General features: G+C 62.6%; 14 protein-coding genes and 1 pseudogene. 8 read left to right on the forward strand and 7 right to left on the reverse strand.

Going from position 1 to position 18,120, the window contains the following annotated elements; all coding sequences use genetic code 11:
* Window positions 1-23 precede the first annotated feature (23 nt).
* The 4 genes from PCA31118_RS07375 to PCA31118_RS07390 form a co-directional block, all read right to left on the reverse strand.
* Entirely contained in the window at window positions 24-1,106 is a 1,083-nt protein-coding gene (locus PCA31118_RS07375; protein ID WP_150624416.1) for a porin, read from the reverse strand.
* A gap of 137 nt (window positions 1,107-1,243) precedes the next feature.
* Window positions 1,244-2,314 carry an ABC transporter ATP-binding protein gene (locus PCA31118_RS07380; protein ID WP_150624417.1) on the reverse strand — a complete coding sequence of 357 codons (1,071 nt, stop codon included), beginning with the start codon at window positions 2,312-2,314 and terminating at the stop codon, window positions 1,244-1,246.
* On the reverse strand, window positions 2,307-4,070 hold the full coding sequence (locus PCA31118_RS07385) for an ABC transporter permease (protein ID WP_150624419.1): 1,764 nt from the start codon (window positions 4,068-4,070) through the stop codon (window positions 2,307-2,309). The genes PCA31118_RS07380 and PCA31118_RS07385 overlap by 8 nt, the downstream gene beginning before the upstream one ends.
* A gap of 135 nt (window positions 4,071-4,205) precedes the next feature.
* The gene (locus tag PCA31118_RS07390; protein ID WP_425495336.1) at window positions 4,206-5,306 is read right to left on the reverse strand and encodes an ABC transporter substrate-binding protein; all 1,101 of its coding nucleotides are present in this window, start codon (window positions 5,304-5,306) and stop codon (window positions 4,206-4,208) included.
* Between the two features lie 273 nt (window positions 5,307-5,579).
* Between PCA31118_RS07390 and PCA31118_RS07395 the strand changes: the two genes are divergently transcribed.
* The 4 genes and pseudogenes from PCA31118_RS07395 (at window position 5,580) to PCA31118_RS07410 (ending at window position 11,168) form a co-directional block, all read left to right on the forward strand.
* Window positions 5,580-6,269 (forward strand): response regulator, encoded by a 690-nt coding sequence (locus PCA31118_RS07395; protein ID WP_150624423.1) that lies wholly within the window; start codon window positions 5,580-5,582, stop codon window positions 6,267-6,269.
* Between the two features lie 160 nt (window positions 6,270-6,429).
* On the forward strand, window positions 6,430-7,866 hold the full coding sequence (locus PCA31118_RS07400; protein WP_150624425.1) for a sensor histidine kinase: 1,437 nt from the start codon (window positions 6,430-6,432) through the stop codon (window positions 7,864-7,866).
* A gap of 154 nt (window positions 7,867-8,020) precedes the next feature.
* Window positions 8,021-9,178 (forward strand): annotated as a pseudogene (locus PCA31118_RS07405) (cysteine desulfurase family protein); the annotation flags it as partial.
* A gap of 520 nt (window positions 9,179-9,698) precedes the next feature.
* Window positions 9,699-11,168, forward strand: coding sequence for a catalase (locus PCA31118_RS07410; RefSeq protein WP_150624429.1), 1,470 nt, complete (start codon window positions 9,699-9,701; stop codon window positions 11,166-11,168).
* 12 nt (window positions 11,169-11,180) lie between these two features.
* Here PCA31118_RS07410 and PCA31118_RS07415 read toward each other — a convergent pair whose 3' ends face one another.
* From PCA31118_RS07415 to PCA31118_RS07425, 3 genes are all read right to left on the reverse strand, one after another.
* The gene (locus PCA31118_RS07415) at window positions 11,181-11,774 is read right to left on the reverse strand and encodes a hypothetical protein (RefSeq protein ID WP_150624431.1); all 594 of its coding nucleotides are present in this window, start codon (window positions 11,772-11,774) and stop codon (window positions 11,181-11,183) included.
* A 66-nt stretch (window positions 11,775-11,840) separates the two neighbouring features.
* On the reverse strand, window positions 11,841-12,350 hold the full coding sequence (locus PCA31118_RS07420) for a hypothetical protein (RefSeq protein ID WP_150624433.1): 510 nt from the start codon (window positions 12,348-12,350) through the stop codon (window positions 11,841-11,843).
* 184 nt (window positions 12,351-12,534) lie between these two features.
* A complete protein-coding gene (locus PCA31118_RS07425; protein WP_150624435.1) occupies window positions 12,535-13,482 on the reverse strand; it encodes a DUF72 domain-containing protein in 948 nt (315 codons plus the stop codon).
* A gap of 213 nt (window positions 13,483-13,695) precedes the next feature.
* Between PCA31118_RS07425 and PCA31118_RS07430 the strand changes: the two genes are divergently transcribed.
* From PCA31118_RS07430 to PCA31118_RS27620, 4 genes are all read left to right on the forward strand, one after another.
* Entirely contained in the window at window positions 13,696-15,780 is a 2,085-nt protein-coding gene (locus tag PCA31118_RS07430) for an ATP-dependent helicase (protein WP_150624437.1), read from the forward strand.
* Window positions 15,767-16,396 (forward strand): GNAT family N-acetyltransferase, encoded by a 630-nt coding sequence (locus tag PCA31118_RS07435; RefSeq protein WP_246190123.1) that lies wholly within the window; start codon window positions 15,767-15,769, stop codon window positions 16,394-16,396. Before PCA31118_RS07430 ends, PCA31118_RS07435 begins: the two co-directional genes overlap by 14 nt.
* 241 nt (window positions 16,397-16,637) lie before the next feature.
* Window positions 16,638-17,477 (forward strand): bestrophin-like domain, encoded by an 840-nt coding sequence (locus PCA31118_RS07440; RefSeq protein ID WP_150624439.1) that lies wholly within the window; start codon window positions 16,638-16,640, stop codon window positions 17,475-17,477.
* Between the two features lie 424 nt (window positions 17,478-17,901).
* Window positions 17,902-18,054 (forward strand): DUF6726 family protein, encoded by a 153-nt coding sequence (locus tag PCA31118_RS27620; RefSeq protein WP_425495337.1) that lies wholly within the window; start codon window positions 17,902-17,904, stop codon window positions 18,052-18,054.
* The last annotated feature ends 66 nt before the right edge of the window (window positions 18,055-18,120 follow it).

Consider the following 18,120-nt stretch of genomic DNA (forward strand, 5'->3'; position numbering starts at 1 on the left):
GGTATCGACGGTGGATCAGCGCATCAGAAGCGGTGCTGGATACCGGCCGTCACGCCGAGTTGCGTATCCGCCGCGCCTGTCAGATCGCGCGAGAGACTGACTTTCTGGCCGTGCTTCGCGAAGGCGTAGCCCCCGGACAGGTACAGGGCCGTGCGCTTTGACATCGCGTATTGCGCGCGCAGCGAGATGAGCGTCGGATCGGCGTCGCCCGCGTCCTTGATGTTCTGATGGTAAATCGCGCCGTACAAGGTGAACGCCGGCGTGAAGTCGTACGAGCCGCCCAGCCAGTACATATCGCTGCGCAACGACGCGGTGCCTGCCGTCACGAACGTCTTCTTGTAATTGCGGTAGCCCGCCATGATCTTGGCGCTGCCGAAGCGGTAGCTTGCACCGGCGTGAATGCCCTGAATGTAGTCCGTCGTGTCGGCCGGCGTCACGCTGCTGCCTGCGCCATTCTGACGATCGTACGTGGCGACGATGGCGAACGGGCCGTTCTCGTAGCCGAGCGCGACGTCGTACTTCGACGAGGTTTTCATGCTGTCGGCCACATTGCCGAAGCCGTACATCGCGCCGAACTTCAGGCCGTTGTAGTCGCCGTCATAGCGCACGACGTTCGACGAGCGCGAGAACAGGCCATCCTTGCGACCGCCCGTGGCCGTGGCGCTGGTTGCCCACGAATAGTTCGGCGCATAGCCCATCGGGTCGAAGGGGAGCATATAGTCGTACGTCGTGGTGAACGTGCGCCCGAGCGTGAACTGTCCCCAGGTCTTGTGCAACAGGCCGACTGTCGCGCGGCGGTCGAAGATCGCGCCGGGGCCGTCGTCGAACTGTCCGTTGACCATGTTGATGCCGCTCTCGAGGTTGAACACCGCCTTGAGATCGCCACCCAGGTCTTCCGTGCCCTTGAAGCCAAAGCGCGACGTATTCTTGCCGCCCGAGATGGCGCGCACCGCGCCGCCGTTGTCGCTGGCGTGGTTCACGTACTCCACACCGGCGTCGATGATCCCGTAAATCGTCACGTTCGACTGCGCGTGGGCCTGGCCGACCAGCGTGCCCGCGGCCGTCAAGGCCACTGTCGCGGCCAGGGCGATACTGCGTCGTTTCATTGTCGTCTCCTCTCTTTTTGTTTCTCGTGGTGTTTGCGCGGGAGAGCGCCCGCGCGTCGCATGAAGATGCTGCTTAGGTGGCTACGTAGGGGCCGCGTAGGGGCCGAGTAGGGGCCGTGTAGGGGCGTTCCCTCGCCTCAGGCGTTCGATTGCGCGAACGCCCAGCAGTCGTTGGCCGGAAACTCCACCCAGTGATGGCCCGGCTCTCGCGGTACGTGACCGAACGCACGAAAGCGCAGCGCGCCGCAATGGAAGAGGTACTCCCAGCGATCACCGAGATACATCGAGGTGACGAGTTGCGCGCTCACGCGGTTGTGGCCCGGGCCATCGGCCACCTGCACCCGTTCGAGACGGATCACGGCCTGTGCGTCCTGACCGGGAGCAAGCGGGTCGCGGGCGCGCGCCTGCAACGCGAAGCCTTCGCCCGAGAGCGTGACGATGTCGCCGTCGACGGCGCTCACCGTGGCGTCGATCCGGTTGTTGCTGCCCATGAATTCCGCCGTGTAGAGCGAGCGCGGCGAGCCATAGAGTTCGGCCGGCGTGCCCTCCTGCTCGATGCGACCGTTGCGCAGCAGCAGAATGCGATCCGACATCGCCATCGCTTCGGTCTGATCGTGTGTCACGCACAGCGCCGAGAGCCCCAGCGAGACGATCAGTTCGCGCAGCCAGGCACGCGCTTCTTCGCGCAGCTTTGCATCCAGGTTCGAGAGCGGTTCGTCGAGCAGGATGACCGGCGGGTTGTAGACCAGCGCGCGGGCAATCGCCACGCGCTGCTGCTGACCGCCGGAGAGCTGAAACGGGAAGCGCTCGGCGAGATGGCCGAGACCGAGCTGGTCGAGCGCGTTCTGCACACGCTCACGCCGCTCGGCCGCGCCCACCTTACGCAGCTTCAAACCGTAACCCACGTTGTCCGCGACGGTGCGATGCGGCCACAGGGCGTACGACTGGAAAACGAGCCCCAGCGAACGCTGTTCGACCGGGCAGTCGATGTGCCCGGCGCCGTCGAAGAAGACCTGATCGTCGAGCGCAATGCGTCCGGCGGACGGTTGTTCAAGACCGGCCACGGCGCGCAGCAGCGTGGTTTTGCCGCTGCCCGAAGCCCCGAGCAGACACACGACTTCACCGGCCTTGAGTTCGAACGACACACCCTTGAGGATCGGGTTGGCGCCGTAGCTCAGGAAGAGATTGTCGACGACGAGCTTATCCATGCAATTTGACTCCGAAGCGCAACGCCACGCCCAGACCGGCGCCGACCATCGCGATGTTGATGACAGAGAGCGCGGCGACCTGATCGACCGCGCCGGTCGCCCACAGCGACACGAGCAGCGAGCCGATGACTTCCGTGCCGGGCGACAGCAGGTAGACGGCGGTCGAATATTCGCGCTCGAAGATCATGAAAATCAGCAGCCACGCGGCGAGCAGACCGAAGCGCACGAGCGGCAGCGTGACATCGAGGCTCACGCGGCTGCGCGTGGCGCCGACACTGCGCCCCGCTTCTTCCAGTTCGGGGCCGACTTGCAGCAGAGCGCTTTGGATGAGGCGCATACCGTAGGCGAGCCACACCACCGTGTAGGCCACCCAGATGCTCCACATCGAGTTCTTCATCTCGCGCAGCCCCGGCACGAAGAGGAAGATCCACAGGAAGGCGAGACCGGCCAGCAACCCCGGCACGGCGCGCGGCAGCAGCACGAGGTAGTCGAGCAGCCTGGCGGCCCAGTCGTTGCGGCGATGGCCGGCGAAGGCCACGAGCGAGTAAAACCCCACGGCCAGTGCACCGCCGATCACGCCGATGCCCAGCGTGTTGAGAATGGCGCGTACGAGGTTGTCCTGCTCGAATAGCTCGGTGAAGTTCCCGATCGTGAGCACGTCGGCAAGGGCCACGCCTTCGCCCCAATGCGTGACGAACGAGCGCAGCACGATGCCCGAGATGGGCACGAAGACCGTCACGATCAGCCACGCGGCGACGATGGCCAGCGCTACCCAACGCCACGCGCCCAGCGGCAGCACTGTCTGACGTCCCGCCTTGCCCTTGACCGTGACGAACTTGTTGGCGCGCTTGAGCAGATGACGTTGCAACAGCACGAGCGGAAACGTGATCGCAACGATGCACATCGCGACGGCGGCCATGAGGTGATACGACGGCACACCGAGCTTGTTGGTCAGCTTGTAGAGATACGTGGCGAGCACGAGGTGGCCTTCGGGGTCGCCCAGCACGAGGGGCAGGCCGAAGACTTCGAAGCCGAGGAAAAATACGAGCACGCCGGCGAAGAGCAGGGCGGGCATGGTCATCGGCAGGCTGACGTCGAGTGCCACCCGGAACGGGCGGGCACCGGCGACGCGCGCGGCTTCCTCGACGTCGGACCCGAGATTGCGCAACGCCGCCGACGAGTACAGGTAGACGTGCGGCACATGCGTGAGGCCGACGATGAGGGTGATGGCGAGCACGGAGTACACCGACCATGGGGCGTCGAGACCCGTGAGTTCTCGGAACCACACCGAATAGAAGCCCACGGGGCCGGCGGCCACCACGTAGCCGAACGCCAGCACCATCGGCGAGACGAACACCGGCGTGAGCAGCAGCGGTTCGAGCCAGCGGCGACCGGGCAAGTCGGTGCGGACCATCAGAAACGCGAGAATGCCGCCGAACGGGATCGAGATGAACAGCATCCCGAACGCGATGATGAATGAGTTCTTCACGGCCGACCAGAAGTCGGGGTCGGTGAAGATGAAGCGATAGCCGTCGATGCCGAACGTGCGGCCGGCGTCGAAAAACGGCGCGGAGAGCACGCTTTGCAGCACGATGAACGACAGCGGCAGCAGCACCGCGATCGTCAGCACGGCGATGACGAGCCAGCGCGAGGTGGCGGCCAGCGCACGCCAGGCAGGCGCCACATGGGGGGCGCCGCTCGCAGGCAAACGCCCGCTTGATGCCGCAGCGCGGTGGGCGGTAGAAGACGACAGCATGAGGGTCTCCCTGCACCCCGCAGGGTGCATATCGAGAAAGGCCAGGGGAGAGGCGGCACGTCCCGGCGACTGATGCCGGGTACTGCCGCCGGTCCAGGGCGTGGAGGTTCGGGGCGAAGCCCGATTACCGTGGGATCAACGCTTGATCGACTGCTGCCAGCGCTTGAGGAATTCGAGACGCTTGGACTGATCCAGATAGACGAGCAGACCTGCGCCGATCGGAATCGGCTTGAGTGCCGAGCCGAGTTGTTGCGTCAGGCCGGCCATCGACGTCTCGCCGTCCACGTCGGCACGGATCGAGAACAGGTTGGCCTGATTGGCGAGCAACGTCTGGCCGCGCTTGGAGAGCAGGTAATCGATCCAGAGCTTCGCGGCGTTCGGGCTCTTCGCCTTCTTCGAGATCGTCACGAGACGGCTCACCACCTGCGTGTAATCGCGCGGGTAGACGTAGCCGATGGACGGATCCTTCTTCGCCTTGGCGAACGCGTACGAGCCCAGGATGTTGTAGCCGATCAGGTTTTCGCCAGACGAGATGCGCTCCATCATCGCGCCCGTGCTGGATTGCAGCTTGGGGTTGAGGGCGCCGATCGCGCCGACCAGTTCCCACGTGACTTCCGGGTTCACGCGGGCATCCTGCGTCAGGTAGTTGAAACCTACGCCGGATTTTTCGATGTCGTACGTCGTGACCTTGCCTTTGAATCTGGCCGGGTTCGCCTGCAACAGCTTGATGAGCTCCATGCGCGTTTGCGGCACTTCGTTCGCGGGCAGCAGGCGCTTGTTGTAGACGATCGCGAGAGGCTCGTACGTCGTGCCGTAAGCCTGCTTCTGGTACTGCGCCCATTGGGGAATGTGTGCGGCCTCCGGCGACTCGTAGCTGGCCATCGTGCCGTCGTTCACCAGCTTGACCTGGAGGTCCATGGCCGAGCTCCAGAGCACATCGGCGCTGGTGCTGTTCGCGGCGTATTCGCTGATGTAGCGGTTGTACAGCTCGGTGCTGTTCATGTCGTTGTACTCGACCTTGACGCCGTACATCGACTCGAAATCCTTGATGAGCGGACGCACGAGCGCGGTGTCGGTCACCGAGTACACGATCAGCTTGCCTTCCTTTTTCGCGGCGTCGATGGTCGTCTGGTAATTCGCCGGATAGCCGGCCGGCACCTGTGCATGCGCTGCGGGCACGGCGGCAACCGTTGCCAGGAGCGAGAGCGCGATGGACGCGGCCGTGGTCGTGGCCATCACGGCGCCGCGCGTTGTCGTTTGCTTCATGTCATCCTCCGGAGGATCCCTTGAGAGGGATTTGTCGTTTTCGCGTGGCGCATGTTAATTTGCCGAAACTTTCAATTCGCTTTCGATTTCCTGTCGAATCCCGCCTGACGCCTATTTTTGGGGTCATGGATTTCCCTAGTGTCGTCATGCGTGACATCAATCGTTCGATGCGTGACGCATGGCCGGAATCGGAGGCATCGGCGCCGTGAGGGTGCTTTTCCGTCTCCTGTCATTCCTGCACTCATGCGCATTCTGCTTGTCGAAGACAACCCGAGCCTGGCCAAATCGCTGTCCGAGGCGTTGACGCAGGCGAACTTTGCCGTCGACTGCATGCATGACGGCGAAGCGGCCGACCATGTATTGCGCACGCAGGAGTACTCGCTCGTGATTCTCGATCTCGGACTGCCACGGCTCGATGGTCTCGAGATCCTGCGCAGATTGCGCGCGCGGCGCAACCGCGTGCCGGTGCTGATTCTCACGGCACACGGCTCACTGGAAGATCGCGTGAAGGGCCTCAATCTCGGGGCCGACGATTATCTTTCCAAACCGTTCGAACTCGATGAGCTGGAGGCGCGCGCCCGTGCGTTGATTCGTCGATCGCAACATCATGAGAGCGCCGACGTGGTGTGCGGTCCGCTGGTGTTCGACGGCGTGGAGCGCAGCTTTCGGCTCGATGGCGAATTGCTGGCCCTGACCAAACGCGAGCGCGCCGTGCTCGAAGTCTTGATCTTGCGGGGCGGGCGCGCCATCAACAAGGAAGCGCTCTCGGAGAAGCTGTTCGGTATCGACGAGTCTGTCAGCCCGGACGCCATCGAAATCTACGTCCACCGCCTGCGCAAGAAGCTCGAAGGTAGCCGTGTCGCGATCGTCACGCTGCGCGGGCTCGGTTATCTGCTCGAGGAGAAAGCGGACGTTGCACCGCCCGGAGGGTGATCCGGGCGACGCGTCGTGCGCCCGTCGATGTCACGCGTTCTGCCTGAAGCGCCGTTGCAGCGATTTTGCAGCGCCTTAGCTGTGCCTCAGCCATGCCTGAGCCGCGACTCGGACGCCTTTGCCACACCTTCGTCATTCAAGCCTCGCTATCTCGCCACGTATGCCGCAACCGAATCTCCGACGTCAACTCGCGCTCTGGCTGCTGTTCCCCTTGCTCGGATTGCTCGCACTCGACACGTGGCTCACCTATCAGCGTGCGATGAGCGCGGCCAACTCGGCGTTCGATCGTTCGCTGGAGTTCTCGATCAAGTCGATCCGAGAAGGCACGCAGCTCATTGATGACGAAGTCCAGGTCAATCTGCCGTATCTCGCACTGGAAATGTTCGAGTCGGATCGTGGCGGCAAAATCTACTACGTAATCCGTGAAGGTGGCGACGGCGCGCAGGGCGGCGGCAACGACGGACGCGCGGTGACGGGGTATCACGACCTTCCGTTGCCGCCCGGCCGACTCAGGCCGGAGCCTTATCACACTGCGTTTTACGACGCCGAATATCGGGGTGAGACGCTGCGCATGGGCGCGCTGCAACTGCCGGTGCACGACGTGCCGAACGCCCGGACGCGTGTCGTTTGGATCGTGGTCGGCGAGACGACCGAGGCACGGCACGAACTCGCCCGCCAGATCCTCACCGGGGCGCTTCAGCAGGAGGTGTTGCTGGTGGTGCTTGCCCTTGCCATCGTGTGGCTTGGGGTCACGCGCGGTCTGCGTCCGCTCAATCGCCTGTCCGCCAAGGTGGCTGCGCGGGGCGAAGACGATACGACTCCGCTCGATAACGTCGATCTGCCCACCGAAGTCAAACCGCTGGTCGAGTCCATCAATCAATACGTGGGACGCGTCGGGCGGATGCAGGCCTCCCGTCAGCGCTTCTTCGCCGATGCGGCGCATCAGTTGAAGACGCCACTGGCCATCATCCAGGCGGAGTCGGAACTGACGCTGCGCGAGTCGTTGAGCGCTCAGGCGCGCGAACGTGTCGAGCGGCTCAACCAGGCGGTGAAGCAGGCGGGGAAAAGCGTGCGGCAGTTGCTGTCGTTGTCTCGCCTTGAGGCGGAGGGTGGGCCACCCGTGGCGATGGTGCCGTTGCGACTGGACGAAGTGGCTCGGAGCGTAACGCTCGACTGGTCGCCGGTCGCGCGCGCGCGGCACATCGATCTCGGATTCGAGCAGGATGGACCGGTGCAAGTGGTCGCGCAGCGCGAGTTGCTTGCCGAACTATGCGGCAACCTGATCGACAACGCCATTCGTTACGCCGGCGATGGCGCGGTCATCACCGTGCGGACACGGCTCGACGGCGGGGTGCCGGTGCTTCAGGTCCTCGACGACGGCCCCGGCATTCCGGCGAACGAGCGCGACGCGGTGTTCGAGCGCTTTTATCGTAGCGAGCAAAGCCGCACGAGTACCCAGTCCGCCGATGGCTCGGGCCTTGGGCTGGCCATCGTCAAGGAAATCGCGCGCAAGCATCACGCGCAGGTGACGCTCGACGAAGCCGCTGGCGGCGGGTTGGCGGTTACCGTTCGATTCCCGCCGCATGAGGATATGTGACCCAGTCGGCGGACGGCTTGGATGAAATTTCCCGCAGTGCCGTGATATCTGGATGAATTTTCTATGAAATGCGTTTATTGCGGGTGATTCTGCAAGCCTTTTCTCAGTTTCGGCGCGTACGATCGATGCACAATTTTTTGGGCGGGGGACGATCATGCGCGAGAGCGACACACTTCACTATTTCGATTACGCAGCAACGACACCGGCGGATGCCGAGGTGATCGCGGCCATGGCCGAGTGTCTCGGTGTCGACGGCGTGTTCGGGAACCCGGCGTCCAGTTCGCACCCGGCCGGGGTGAGCGCCCGTCGTCTCGTGGAGCGCTCGCGTTCGCAGGTTGCTGCGCTCATCGGTGCCGATGCCGCGGAAATCGTCTGGACGTCCGGCGCTACCGAGTCCAACAACCTTGCGCTCAAGGGGTACGCAGAGCTGGGGCAGGCACGTGCGCATCTGATGACGAGCGTTCTTGAGCACAAGGCGATTCTCGACACCATGGCGTATCTGGAAAAGCGAGGCGCGCCGGTCACGTACCTGAAGCCTTCGGCCACGGGAGAGATCACGGCGGACGCCGTCGCGGCGGCGCTGCGTCCCGACACCGGGCTGGTGTCGGTCATGCTCGTCAATAACGAACTTGGCACGCTGACCGACGTCGCGGCCATCGCCAAAGTCGTGCATGAAGCGGGCGCGCTGCTGCATGTGGATGCTGCGCAGGCGCTGGGCAAGACCCCCATCGACGTGAAGGCCATGGGCATCGACATGCTGTCGATGTCGGCGCACAAGGTTTATGGCCCGAAGGGTATCGGTGCGTTGTACGTGAACAAGGACGTGATGGCGCGCATCGCCCCGCAGATGCATGGTGGTGGTCACGAGCGCGGACTGCGTTCCGGCACGTTGGCGACACATCAGATCGTGGGGATGGGAACGGCTTGCGAGTTGGCCCGCCAGCACATGACGACCGACAACGAACGCATTGCCCGGCTGAGCCGTCGTCTGCTCGACGGGGTGCGGGTGCTCGACGGCGTGGTGCACAACGCGGCGGATGCGCGACGCATTCCGCATACGCTGAGCCTGACCATCGGACATCCGGGCTTCTTCACGTTCATGCTCAACGGCAACCTGGCGGTATCGTCCACGTCGGCATGCAATTCGGCTTCGGGGCAACCGTCACATGTGCTGAGTGCGATCGGGCTCGACAGCGAGGCCGCAGGCCGTACGGTACGTGTGAGTCTCGGACGCTTCACCTCCGAGGCCTCCGTCGACTTTGCGATCGCATGCTTCGAGCGCGTGGTGGGTCAGTGTCGCGCGCTGGCCGCCTGACCGTCTTGATGTCTTCATGTCTTGGGGTCTTGAGTATAGGACGCAAGGCGGCCAGGGCCGAGCGTCTCGCGCCTGAGGCGCTCGGCAACCTCCTGTTGGTCATCGTCGGTTGATCGTTTTCGCCTGGTCGTCGTCGGTCTGTCGTTTCCGCTGGGTCTCGTTGTCGCTTAGTCTCGTCGTCGCCCAGTCATCGCAGTCGCTCTGGATGGTGCGCCGCAGCGTCAGTGACCGTACCTGTCGCCGCCCCTCCTGTCAGTACGTGCGCTACGATCCGTAGCAGTCCTCGCATCCGCACCCACGTCCATACCCATATCGATACGCATTACCAATGCTCGTGCCACATTGCGCCAAGCGGTTCGGGCGCGTCGCGGCAGGTCGTTCGCAAGTTGACGGATATTCAGCGCGCCATATGCCGGTGGATGCATTTCATCGACTTGTATTATGCTTTGAACCACTTGCGGCATCGCTGACTCCTATTCTCTCCCTCTCCCCACCCACCTTCTTGTCGGAGGTATGTATGAGCAAAGAGAACGAACGTCCGGGCACTGGTTCAACGACCGGTGCAGGTGCACCGGCGGCAAGCGACCGGAACACGCTGTCGGTCGGCGCAGACGGGCCGCTTCTGTTGCACGACGTTCACTTCCTCGAGCAGATGGCGCACTTCAATCGGGAGAAGGTCCCCGAGCGTCAACCCCACGCCAAGGGTGCAGGTGCCTTCGGCATTTTTGAAACCACCGAAGATGTGAGCCGCTTCACCAAGGCTTCCCTGTTCAGGAAGGGCGCCAAAGTTGACATGCTCGCGCGTTTCTCCACGGTCGCGGGCGAAGCCGGCAGTCCGGATACCTGGCGCGACGTGCGAGGTTTCTCGCTCAAGTTCTATACCGACGAAGGCAACTACGATCTCGTCGGCAACAACACCCCCGTTTTCTTCGTGCGTGACCCGATGAAGTTCCCGCACTTCATCCGTAGCCAGAAGCGTCTGCCGGATTCGGGGCTGCGCGACAACCACATGCAGTGGGACTTCTGGACAAACAATCCGGAGTCGGCGCACCAGGTCACGTATCTGATGGGCGACCGCGGTTTGCCGCGCACCTGGCGCCACATGAACGGCTATGGTTCGCACACCTACATGTGGGTGAACGCGCAGGGTGAGAAATTCTGGGTCAAGTATCACTTCCACACCCAGCAGGGCATGGCGTTCTTCTCCAATGCCGAAGCGGCCACGATGTCCGGTCAGGATGCCGACTTCCATCGTCGCGACCTGTTCGACGCCATCGCGCGTGGCGAGCATCCGAGCTGGATCCTGTCCGTTCAGGTCATGCCGTACGCGCAAGCGAAGCAGTACCGCTTCAATCCGTTCGATCTGACCAAAACGTGGTCGCACAAGGACTATCCGCTGATCAAGGTGGGCAAGATGACGCTCAACCGGAATCCGGAGAACTTCTTTGCGCAAATCGAGCAGGCTGCGTTCTCCCCGGGCAACACGGTGCCGGGCATTGGCCTGTCGCCGGACAAGATGCTGCTTGGCCGCGCGTTTGCCTATAACGACGCACAGCGCAACCGTATCGGCACGAACTTCCATCAGCTGCCGGTGAATCGTCCGAAGGTACCGGTGAACACCTACATGTTCGACGGCCACATGACGTTCGAGCACACGGGCAACGCGCCGGTGTACGTGCCGAACAGCGCCGGACGGCCGTATGCCGACCAGACCGGTGCGGCCGAAGACGGCTGGGAATCGGATGGCGACATGGTTCGTAGCGCCTATACGCTGCACAAGGACGACGACGACTTCTCGCAACCGGGCGATCTCGTTCGCAACGTGTTCGACGATGCATCGCGAGCGCGTCTTGTCGAAACCGTGTCCGGGGCGCTGCTCGGCGGCGTGCGCAGTCCGGTGCTGGAGCGCGCGTTCGACTACTGGAAGCAGATTGACCCCGACGTCGGTGCGCGTATCGAGAAGGCTGTGAAGGACGCGAAGAAGTAACGATTTTCAATTCTACTGCCCGGCAGTGAACGGCGGCGAGCGACTGTGCCATGCATGGTCCTCGCCGTCGACGTATGTGAAGGGCTTGGCGTCAAGTTTCGCAATGCGCGCCAATATTCTCTGTGCGATCGATGTCTCTCGCATCAAATCCCGGGTGACCTCATCGGCGGAGGCGACAATTTCTCTCATGGTCAACCCTGCCTCTCTGATCGCTCGGTCGGGTTCATAAAATCCAATCAAATGAAGCCGCTGAGTCGCCATTTCGCGAAAGACAGCTTCGAAGATTTTCGGTGTTTCGAACAGCATCGATTCCAACGCGGGTGCAACCACTTCGACTTCAAAACGTCGCGACGACGAGTACAACGACAGCGCGTCTTCCGACTCGCCTTCCAGGTCCAGAATCGTTTCCTCGTGGTAGGTGTAGGCGTTGCGAATCAAAAGAAGTTGTGCGGGGCAACTCCCAAGCAGCGCTTGAGCATTGCTGGCAGCGAGCGATTGACTGTCACTGACATAGAACTTGGACGAAGTGACGATGTGTCGGGGCAGCCAGGCCCGCAGGAGTTTTGCACTATCGTTGGATGGGCAAACGATGCAGCGTTTCAGCATGAGTCTTGTGCCTCATGAGGAGTATGGTTGTCGAAATGCGCAGCGCCTTCCATGCAGGCGCGAAGCTTACGCTGAAGGGTTTCGGCGAAGTCCTTTCGGCGCACGCAGTCGTCGATGTCTTTCCCCGTCCAGCAAAGAATCGTGGCGGGCTTCGTGAAATTCACCAGCGTGCGAGCGGATTCGCTTAGCCCTCCAGAAGTGAACAGGCAGCCAATGAGTGAGGATGGACGTCGAGCCAGTTGCCCCTGCAATTTGGCGATGGGGCCATGCGTCATCTTGCGTTTCGCACGGGCGGCAGGGTGTCGAATAATCTTTGCATTCGATCATTGCAGCGATGTTTGCGACATAAACGACGCCATCGATTTGCTCCACATTTTTCGTATCGAGAAAGTCGACGCGATATGGCCACTTCACTGTCGCACCACTGAGCTCGAATCCCTTGAGCACGAGATATTCCAGCGCCTTGCCTGCGTCCCAACCCGGTGTCGAGCATTGCTTGACGTCGCGCCATAATCCGTCGACATCCTTCCATCCGTACCCTCGCACGCGTTCGATATATTCCCTGTCTGCGACCATGCCGTTCTCCGTGAATCTCAGGCCGATTTTAGAGGCGGGAATGGCGGGAAAACGGCAAGTGGCCGATTTATCGGAATTGGCCGATGCGGTTCGGCTTTTTGTCTGAGTTTCGGCGGGAAAATGTCACTCGTTGTGAGTGACCGCGTCGTGTAGCGGGATGTCTGCTTGAGACCGGGCGTCTCGCCTAACGTCCGAGGCGCGCCAGATCGGCCAGTGCCCGCTGAAACGCCGAGGCGTTTTTCATACCCTGGTCTTCGTGGTTGGTATTGAAGAGCACGTGCGTGTCATCGGCGAGCGCGGCGATGCGTTCGACCCGTGCCGAGATGTCGATCAGCTCGCTCGCGCTGTACTCGTAGACGAAGCGACCCGACGACGCCGTGATTCCCCGGCGATTCCATGCGGCGGCGTTGCGTCCATGCAGGCGTACCACGCAAAGATCGTCGCGTGTGGTCGCCCACACGGCGGGCACCGTATTGTCGAATCCCACCGGGCTGTCGACGATGGTGTGCGCCGCGCCCGTCTCGCGAAGCATCGCCAGCGTGGCGGTCTCGCGTGAAGGGCTATCGAACCAGCTGCGATGGCGAAATTCCACGACGTGGCGCTCGCCGTCCAGTCTCCGCGCCGTCTCGAAGACCAGGGCGCGCCCGGCCGGATCGTTTTGTATGCGCGGCGAAAACTGAAAATGAATCGCACTCAGTTGTCCGCTCTGGCGCAGCGGTTCGACGGCGCTCAGATAGCGGCGCCACAACTCGTCTCGCAACTCGGCGGGAATGTCGCTGGCCGCGATTTGAACGCCTTGCGTCGCAGGGACATCCTCCGAGTCGTCCAACGCCCTTGCCCCCAGCGCCCGCGCGATGTCGTTCGGAAACGCATTCAGCGGTGTGGCGTGGCCGGTGAAGGCGCGAAACGCCTTGATGTGGAAGCGAAACGACGGGGGCGTGCGTTGTGTCCATCGCCATGCGACGGCGGCATCGGGCAGCCGGTAATAGCTGCTGTCGACCTCCACCAGATCGAACGTCGATGCGTAATGCCGCAGGCGCGCCTGCGGCGTGTCGACGCCGGGCGGATAGAACCGTCCGCACGCGATAAGCGTGGGATCGGTCCAGGACGATGTACCGATGCGAATCGTCATTAAGGTGTCATCAGAGCGTCATCAGGGGCCGGAATGGAGAAAAGTGAACAAGCGGCGCACCGAGGACTCGTCTTAAATTCGCGGGAAGCTCGATGGGCGTCAAACCCATCGTTATAATGTATAAATATACAGTACTCTTAAAGCGTCCTCGTACACAAGCGATGCGTTTCGTTCGCTTGTGTGCGTATTTTCGTGGTTCTTTCGCTAACTCGCATGTCCGAACAGCCGTCCGCTACTGCCCGCGACCCATGGGCCGAACTGAATGACCGCCAGCGCGAAGCGGTCGACTATGGCGTGGGCGACGACGGCGCGCCGGGCGGCCCGCTGCTCGTCATTGCCGGGGCGGGGTCAGGTAAGACGAGTACGCTCGCCCACCGCGTCGCCAACCTGATCGTGCGCGGCGCCGATCCGAACCGCATTCTGCTTCTCACGTTCTCGCGTCGTGCGGCGAGCGAGATGGAGCGACGTGTGGGCGCAGTGCTGCAAAAGGTGCTGGGGCTCTCATCGACGCAGCCGCCGTCGCTGCCGTGGGCGGGAACGTTTCACGCGATCGGCGCACGATTGTTGCGCGACTTTGCGCCGCGCATTGGCCTGTCGGAGGCGTTCACCATTCATGACCGCAGCGATGCCGAAGATCTGCTTGGGCTGGTGCGTCACGACCTGGGGTTTTCGGCCACGCAGTCGCGATTTCCGCTCAAGGGCACTTGTCTGTCCATCTATTCGCGCGTAGTGAACAGTCAGGCGCCGCTGGGAGACGTCCTGGCGAAGCACTTTCCATGGTGCGCGCAGTGGGAAGGCCAGCTCAAGCAGCTCTTCGGCGCATATGTCGACGCCAAGCAGGCGCAACACGTGCTCGATTACGACGATCTGCTCTTGTACTGGGCCGAGACGATGGGGGCGTCGGAACTTGCGCGCGAACTCGACGCGCGTTTCGACCATGTGCTCGTCGACGAATATCAGGATACGAATCGCTTGCAGGCGCAGATTCTGCTGTCGATGAAGCCGCAAGGGCGGGGCCTGACGGTGGTGGGGGACGACGCGCAATCGATTTACGCCTTTCGTGCAGCGACGATCCGCAACATCCTCGACTTTCCCGGGCAGTTCGCCGAGCCGGCGCATGTGGTCACGCTGGAGCGCAACTATCGTTCGACACAACCGATTCTCGATGCGTCCAATGCCGTCATCGCCGAGTCGAGCGAGCGCTACGCCAAGGCGCTGTGGACGGACCGGCAATCGTCACGTCTGCCGCAACTCGTGAACGTGAGCGATGAATCGGGGCAGGCGCGCTGGGTCGCCGATCAGGTGCTGGCGCAGCGCGAGACGGGCACCCGGCTCACGCAGCAGGCGGTGTTGTTTCGTACCGGCAGCCATAGCGCCGCGCTGGAGCTCGAACTCACGCGGCGCAATATTCCATTTGTGAAGTTCGGTGGGCTGAAGTTTCTCGAAGCGGCCCATGTGAAGGACATGTTGTCGATTCTGCGCTGGGCGCACAACCCGGCGAGCCGCCTGTCGGGGTTTCGCGTCGCACAGTTGATTCCGGGCATCGGCCCGGTGAGCGCCACACGGCTGCTCGACGCGATGGCGCAATCTGCAACGCCGGCCCAGGTGCTGGCTGAGTTCAAACCGCCCGCGGCTGCCACGACGGCGTGGCGCGCGTTTGTCGAGGTCTTCATGGTGTTGCACGATACGCGTCTGGCGTGGCCGGCAGACGTCGATCTTGCACTGCGCTGGTATTCGCCGCTGCTCGCGCAACGCTTCGATGACGCCGCCGTGCGGCAAGCCGATCTCGAACAACTCGCACGGATTGCAAACACCTACGGTTCGCGCGAGCAATTCCTGACCGAACTCACGCTCGATCCCCCGGACGCGACCAGCGCCCAGTCCGGGCCACCGTTGCTCGACGAGGATTACCTCATCCTGTCGACGATTCACAGCGCGAAGGGGCAGGAGTGGCATTCGGTGTACGTGCTCAATGTTGTCGACGGGTGCATTCCCTCCGACATGAGCACCGGGGATGACGAGGATATCGAGGAGGAGCGGCGGTTGCTGTACGTCGCCATGACGCGTGCGAAGGAGTCGTTGCAACTGATCGTGCCGCAGCGCTTCTATGTGCATCAGCAAACCGGCATGGGCGACCGACACGTGTATGGCACGCGTAGCCGCTTTGTCCCGGACACGATGTTGCCGCTGTACGACATTTTTCCGAAACCGCGCGAGGATGATGCACCGCGCGGGCCGGTGGGAGACGTCACGGTGCATATCGATGTGGCAAGGAAGCTTCGCAATGCGTGGTCCTGAAATCGCGCTGCGCATGACGCGCCTATCGGATGTCGATGCGGTGACGGCGCTTCTCATGCAGACGTATCACACAACGTGGGCGCCAATGCTGCGCCCCGAAGTTGCCGCAACGTTCGCCTCGGGCGAGCGGACGCGCGCATACGTGCTTGCGCACTGGCGTGAGTTCACTGTTGCGGTATCGCGGACGTTCGCAAGTGAGCTTTCAAGCCGGTCCTCAGGCGACACATCAGGCGACACATCAGGCGACACATCAGGCGAAACATCAGGCGAGCTAACAGGCGAGCTAACAGGCGACACTCCGCGCGAGACCGCAGCCGAATGCAACGTCGCGTTCGAAGACGAGGTCGTCGGCATGGTGCACGTCATCGGCGACTTCATCGACGCGCTGCATGTTTCGCCGTCGCGCCAACGCCAGGGCATCGGGGTGTTGCTGCTCACCCACGCCGAAGCGCAGATGCGCGCGGGCGGCCATTGTCTCGCGCGTCTGGAGACCGACACGTTCAACGCGCAAAGCCGCGCGTTCTACGTTCGCAATGGTTATGCCGAGGTGGCGACATACCCCGATGATGCGTGGGACAGCGGCTTTACGACCGTATTGCTTACCAAGGCGCTCTGACTGCCGGGGTGGGCACGAAATCTTTCGTCACGTTTCCGCTGTCAGGCCCGGAAATTTTCTAAAGTTGCCGTCTTTTATGCATCAGGTATAGTCGCCGCATCGGCGGCGAGACATGGCATGTGCGCCGCCGAGAACGGCGCGAAGGCGTAGACGGATTCAGAGGGGGCGCACAGGATTGCGGCTCGTTGCGATATCCGCAAGGAGTGAGGCAAGCGCGGCAGGCGCAATAGATGCGATAGGTGTGGCAATTGCCGACAGTCGCATCGACGACGAACGCAGGGAGACAGGCATGCAGTGGCTGGTGGATCAGATGACGTTGCTGCCGACGGGCGTGTTGCTCGTCTGCATGGCGCTCGGGACGGCGGTGCTCGCCGTTTTCGTCGCCTGGCTGGCGCGCGTCTCGTTGTTCGACCGGCTGGAGGATCCCTCGGAAATGCGGGGCACGGTGGCGGACGTGGTCCACGGCAGCCTGCTCGCCTTTATCGTTTTCGTGCTGGCTCACGTGTTGACCGACGTGCGCGCCAATCTCGGTCATGCCGACGATCAGGCGCTGCATGAGGCCTCGGTCGTGCGACGACTCGATCGCGAACTAAAGGCGGTTGGCGACGACGACGCACAGGCGGCACGCGTATTACTGCGCGGTTATGTGACATCGGCCGTCACCGACGAATGGAAGACGTTGAGTACTGCGGATCCGGATTTGTCGCCCAAGACCGAAGCAGCGCTTACGGCGTTTGTGAGTGCGACGCGACGAGTCGTGGCGCGTCATGAAGACAGCGCCAGTTCGATTCGCACCCTGCTCGATCGTCTTGAGGAGGCGCGTCAGGGACGCTTCGAGAACTCGACGAAGACGGTGCCCGGTGTCTTCTGGTGGGTTATCTCACTTTTCATGCTCGCGGCGATGGCAATGAATGGCCGCTATCCGGGGTCATGGAAAAGTAACTTCATCATCGCCATTCACATGGGGGCGATCGGCATGGTGATCGCACTGATCGTGAATCTCGACGAACCGTTCCGTGGCGTGTCGGGCATTTCGCCGACCCCCCTTGCGAAGTCGGTCGGTCTCACCGTGCCGCGCTAAGGCACTCGAGAGAGGCAGACGAACCGATATGACGACGCGAGTGGGTCCGGCAAACGGAAACGTTTGAGCGCCAGCGAGGTCCATAGGCGACCCCGCCCGATGGCTACACACTGAAACACGTAACCCGCGATGCGTCGGATCCGTTGCGCGCCGACTTTCCGGGACTTTTGTCCCCGGACCGATTCAACCCACCTCAGACCATCTCAGCTCTCTCCAGCGCTATTCAGGACGCCCCCCAATGAACACGCTCTCCACGATGCGCGGCAAGGCCATCGCCACCACGCACGCCACCACACGCGCCACTATGCACGCCGCTAACGCTGCGCCGACTGATGAACATGACCCGCGGGCGCACTCTGGCAAGGCCGAACGCGAGCCGTCCGTCTCGACGCCTGCGCCGCGCCATTGGCGTCGCTGGTGGGCCGTGTTTGCGATTCTGCCGTTCGTGACGTCGGTGGCGGGGTGTGGATTGCTTGCGGCACCGTGCCGGGTGGCTTCGGCAGGGCTGAAGATCATTCCGGGGGTGGGGGGCGTGCTGGCAACGCCGACGGATGCCTGCGCTGCGGCAATTGACTGACCGCAGGACTGACCGCAGAAAAAAAGAAAGCCCGCGCGTTGCGGGCTTAATCCATATCAGGAGGAG

Source organism: Pandoraea captiosa (assembly GCF_902459775.1).
GTDB lineage: Bacteria > Pseudomonadota > Gammaproteobacteria > Burkholderiales > Burkholderiaceae > Pandoraea > Pandoraea captiosa.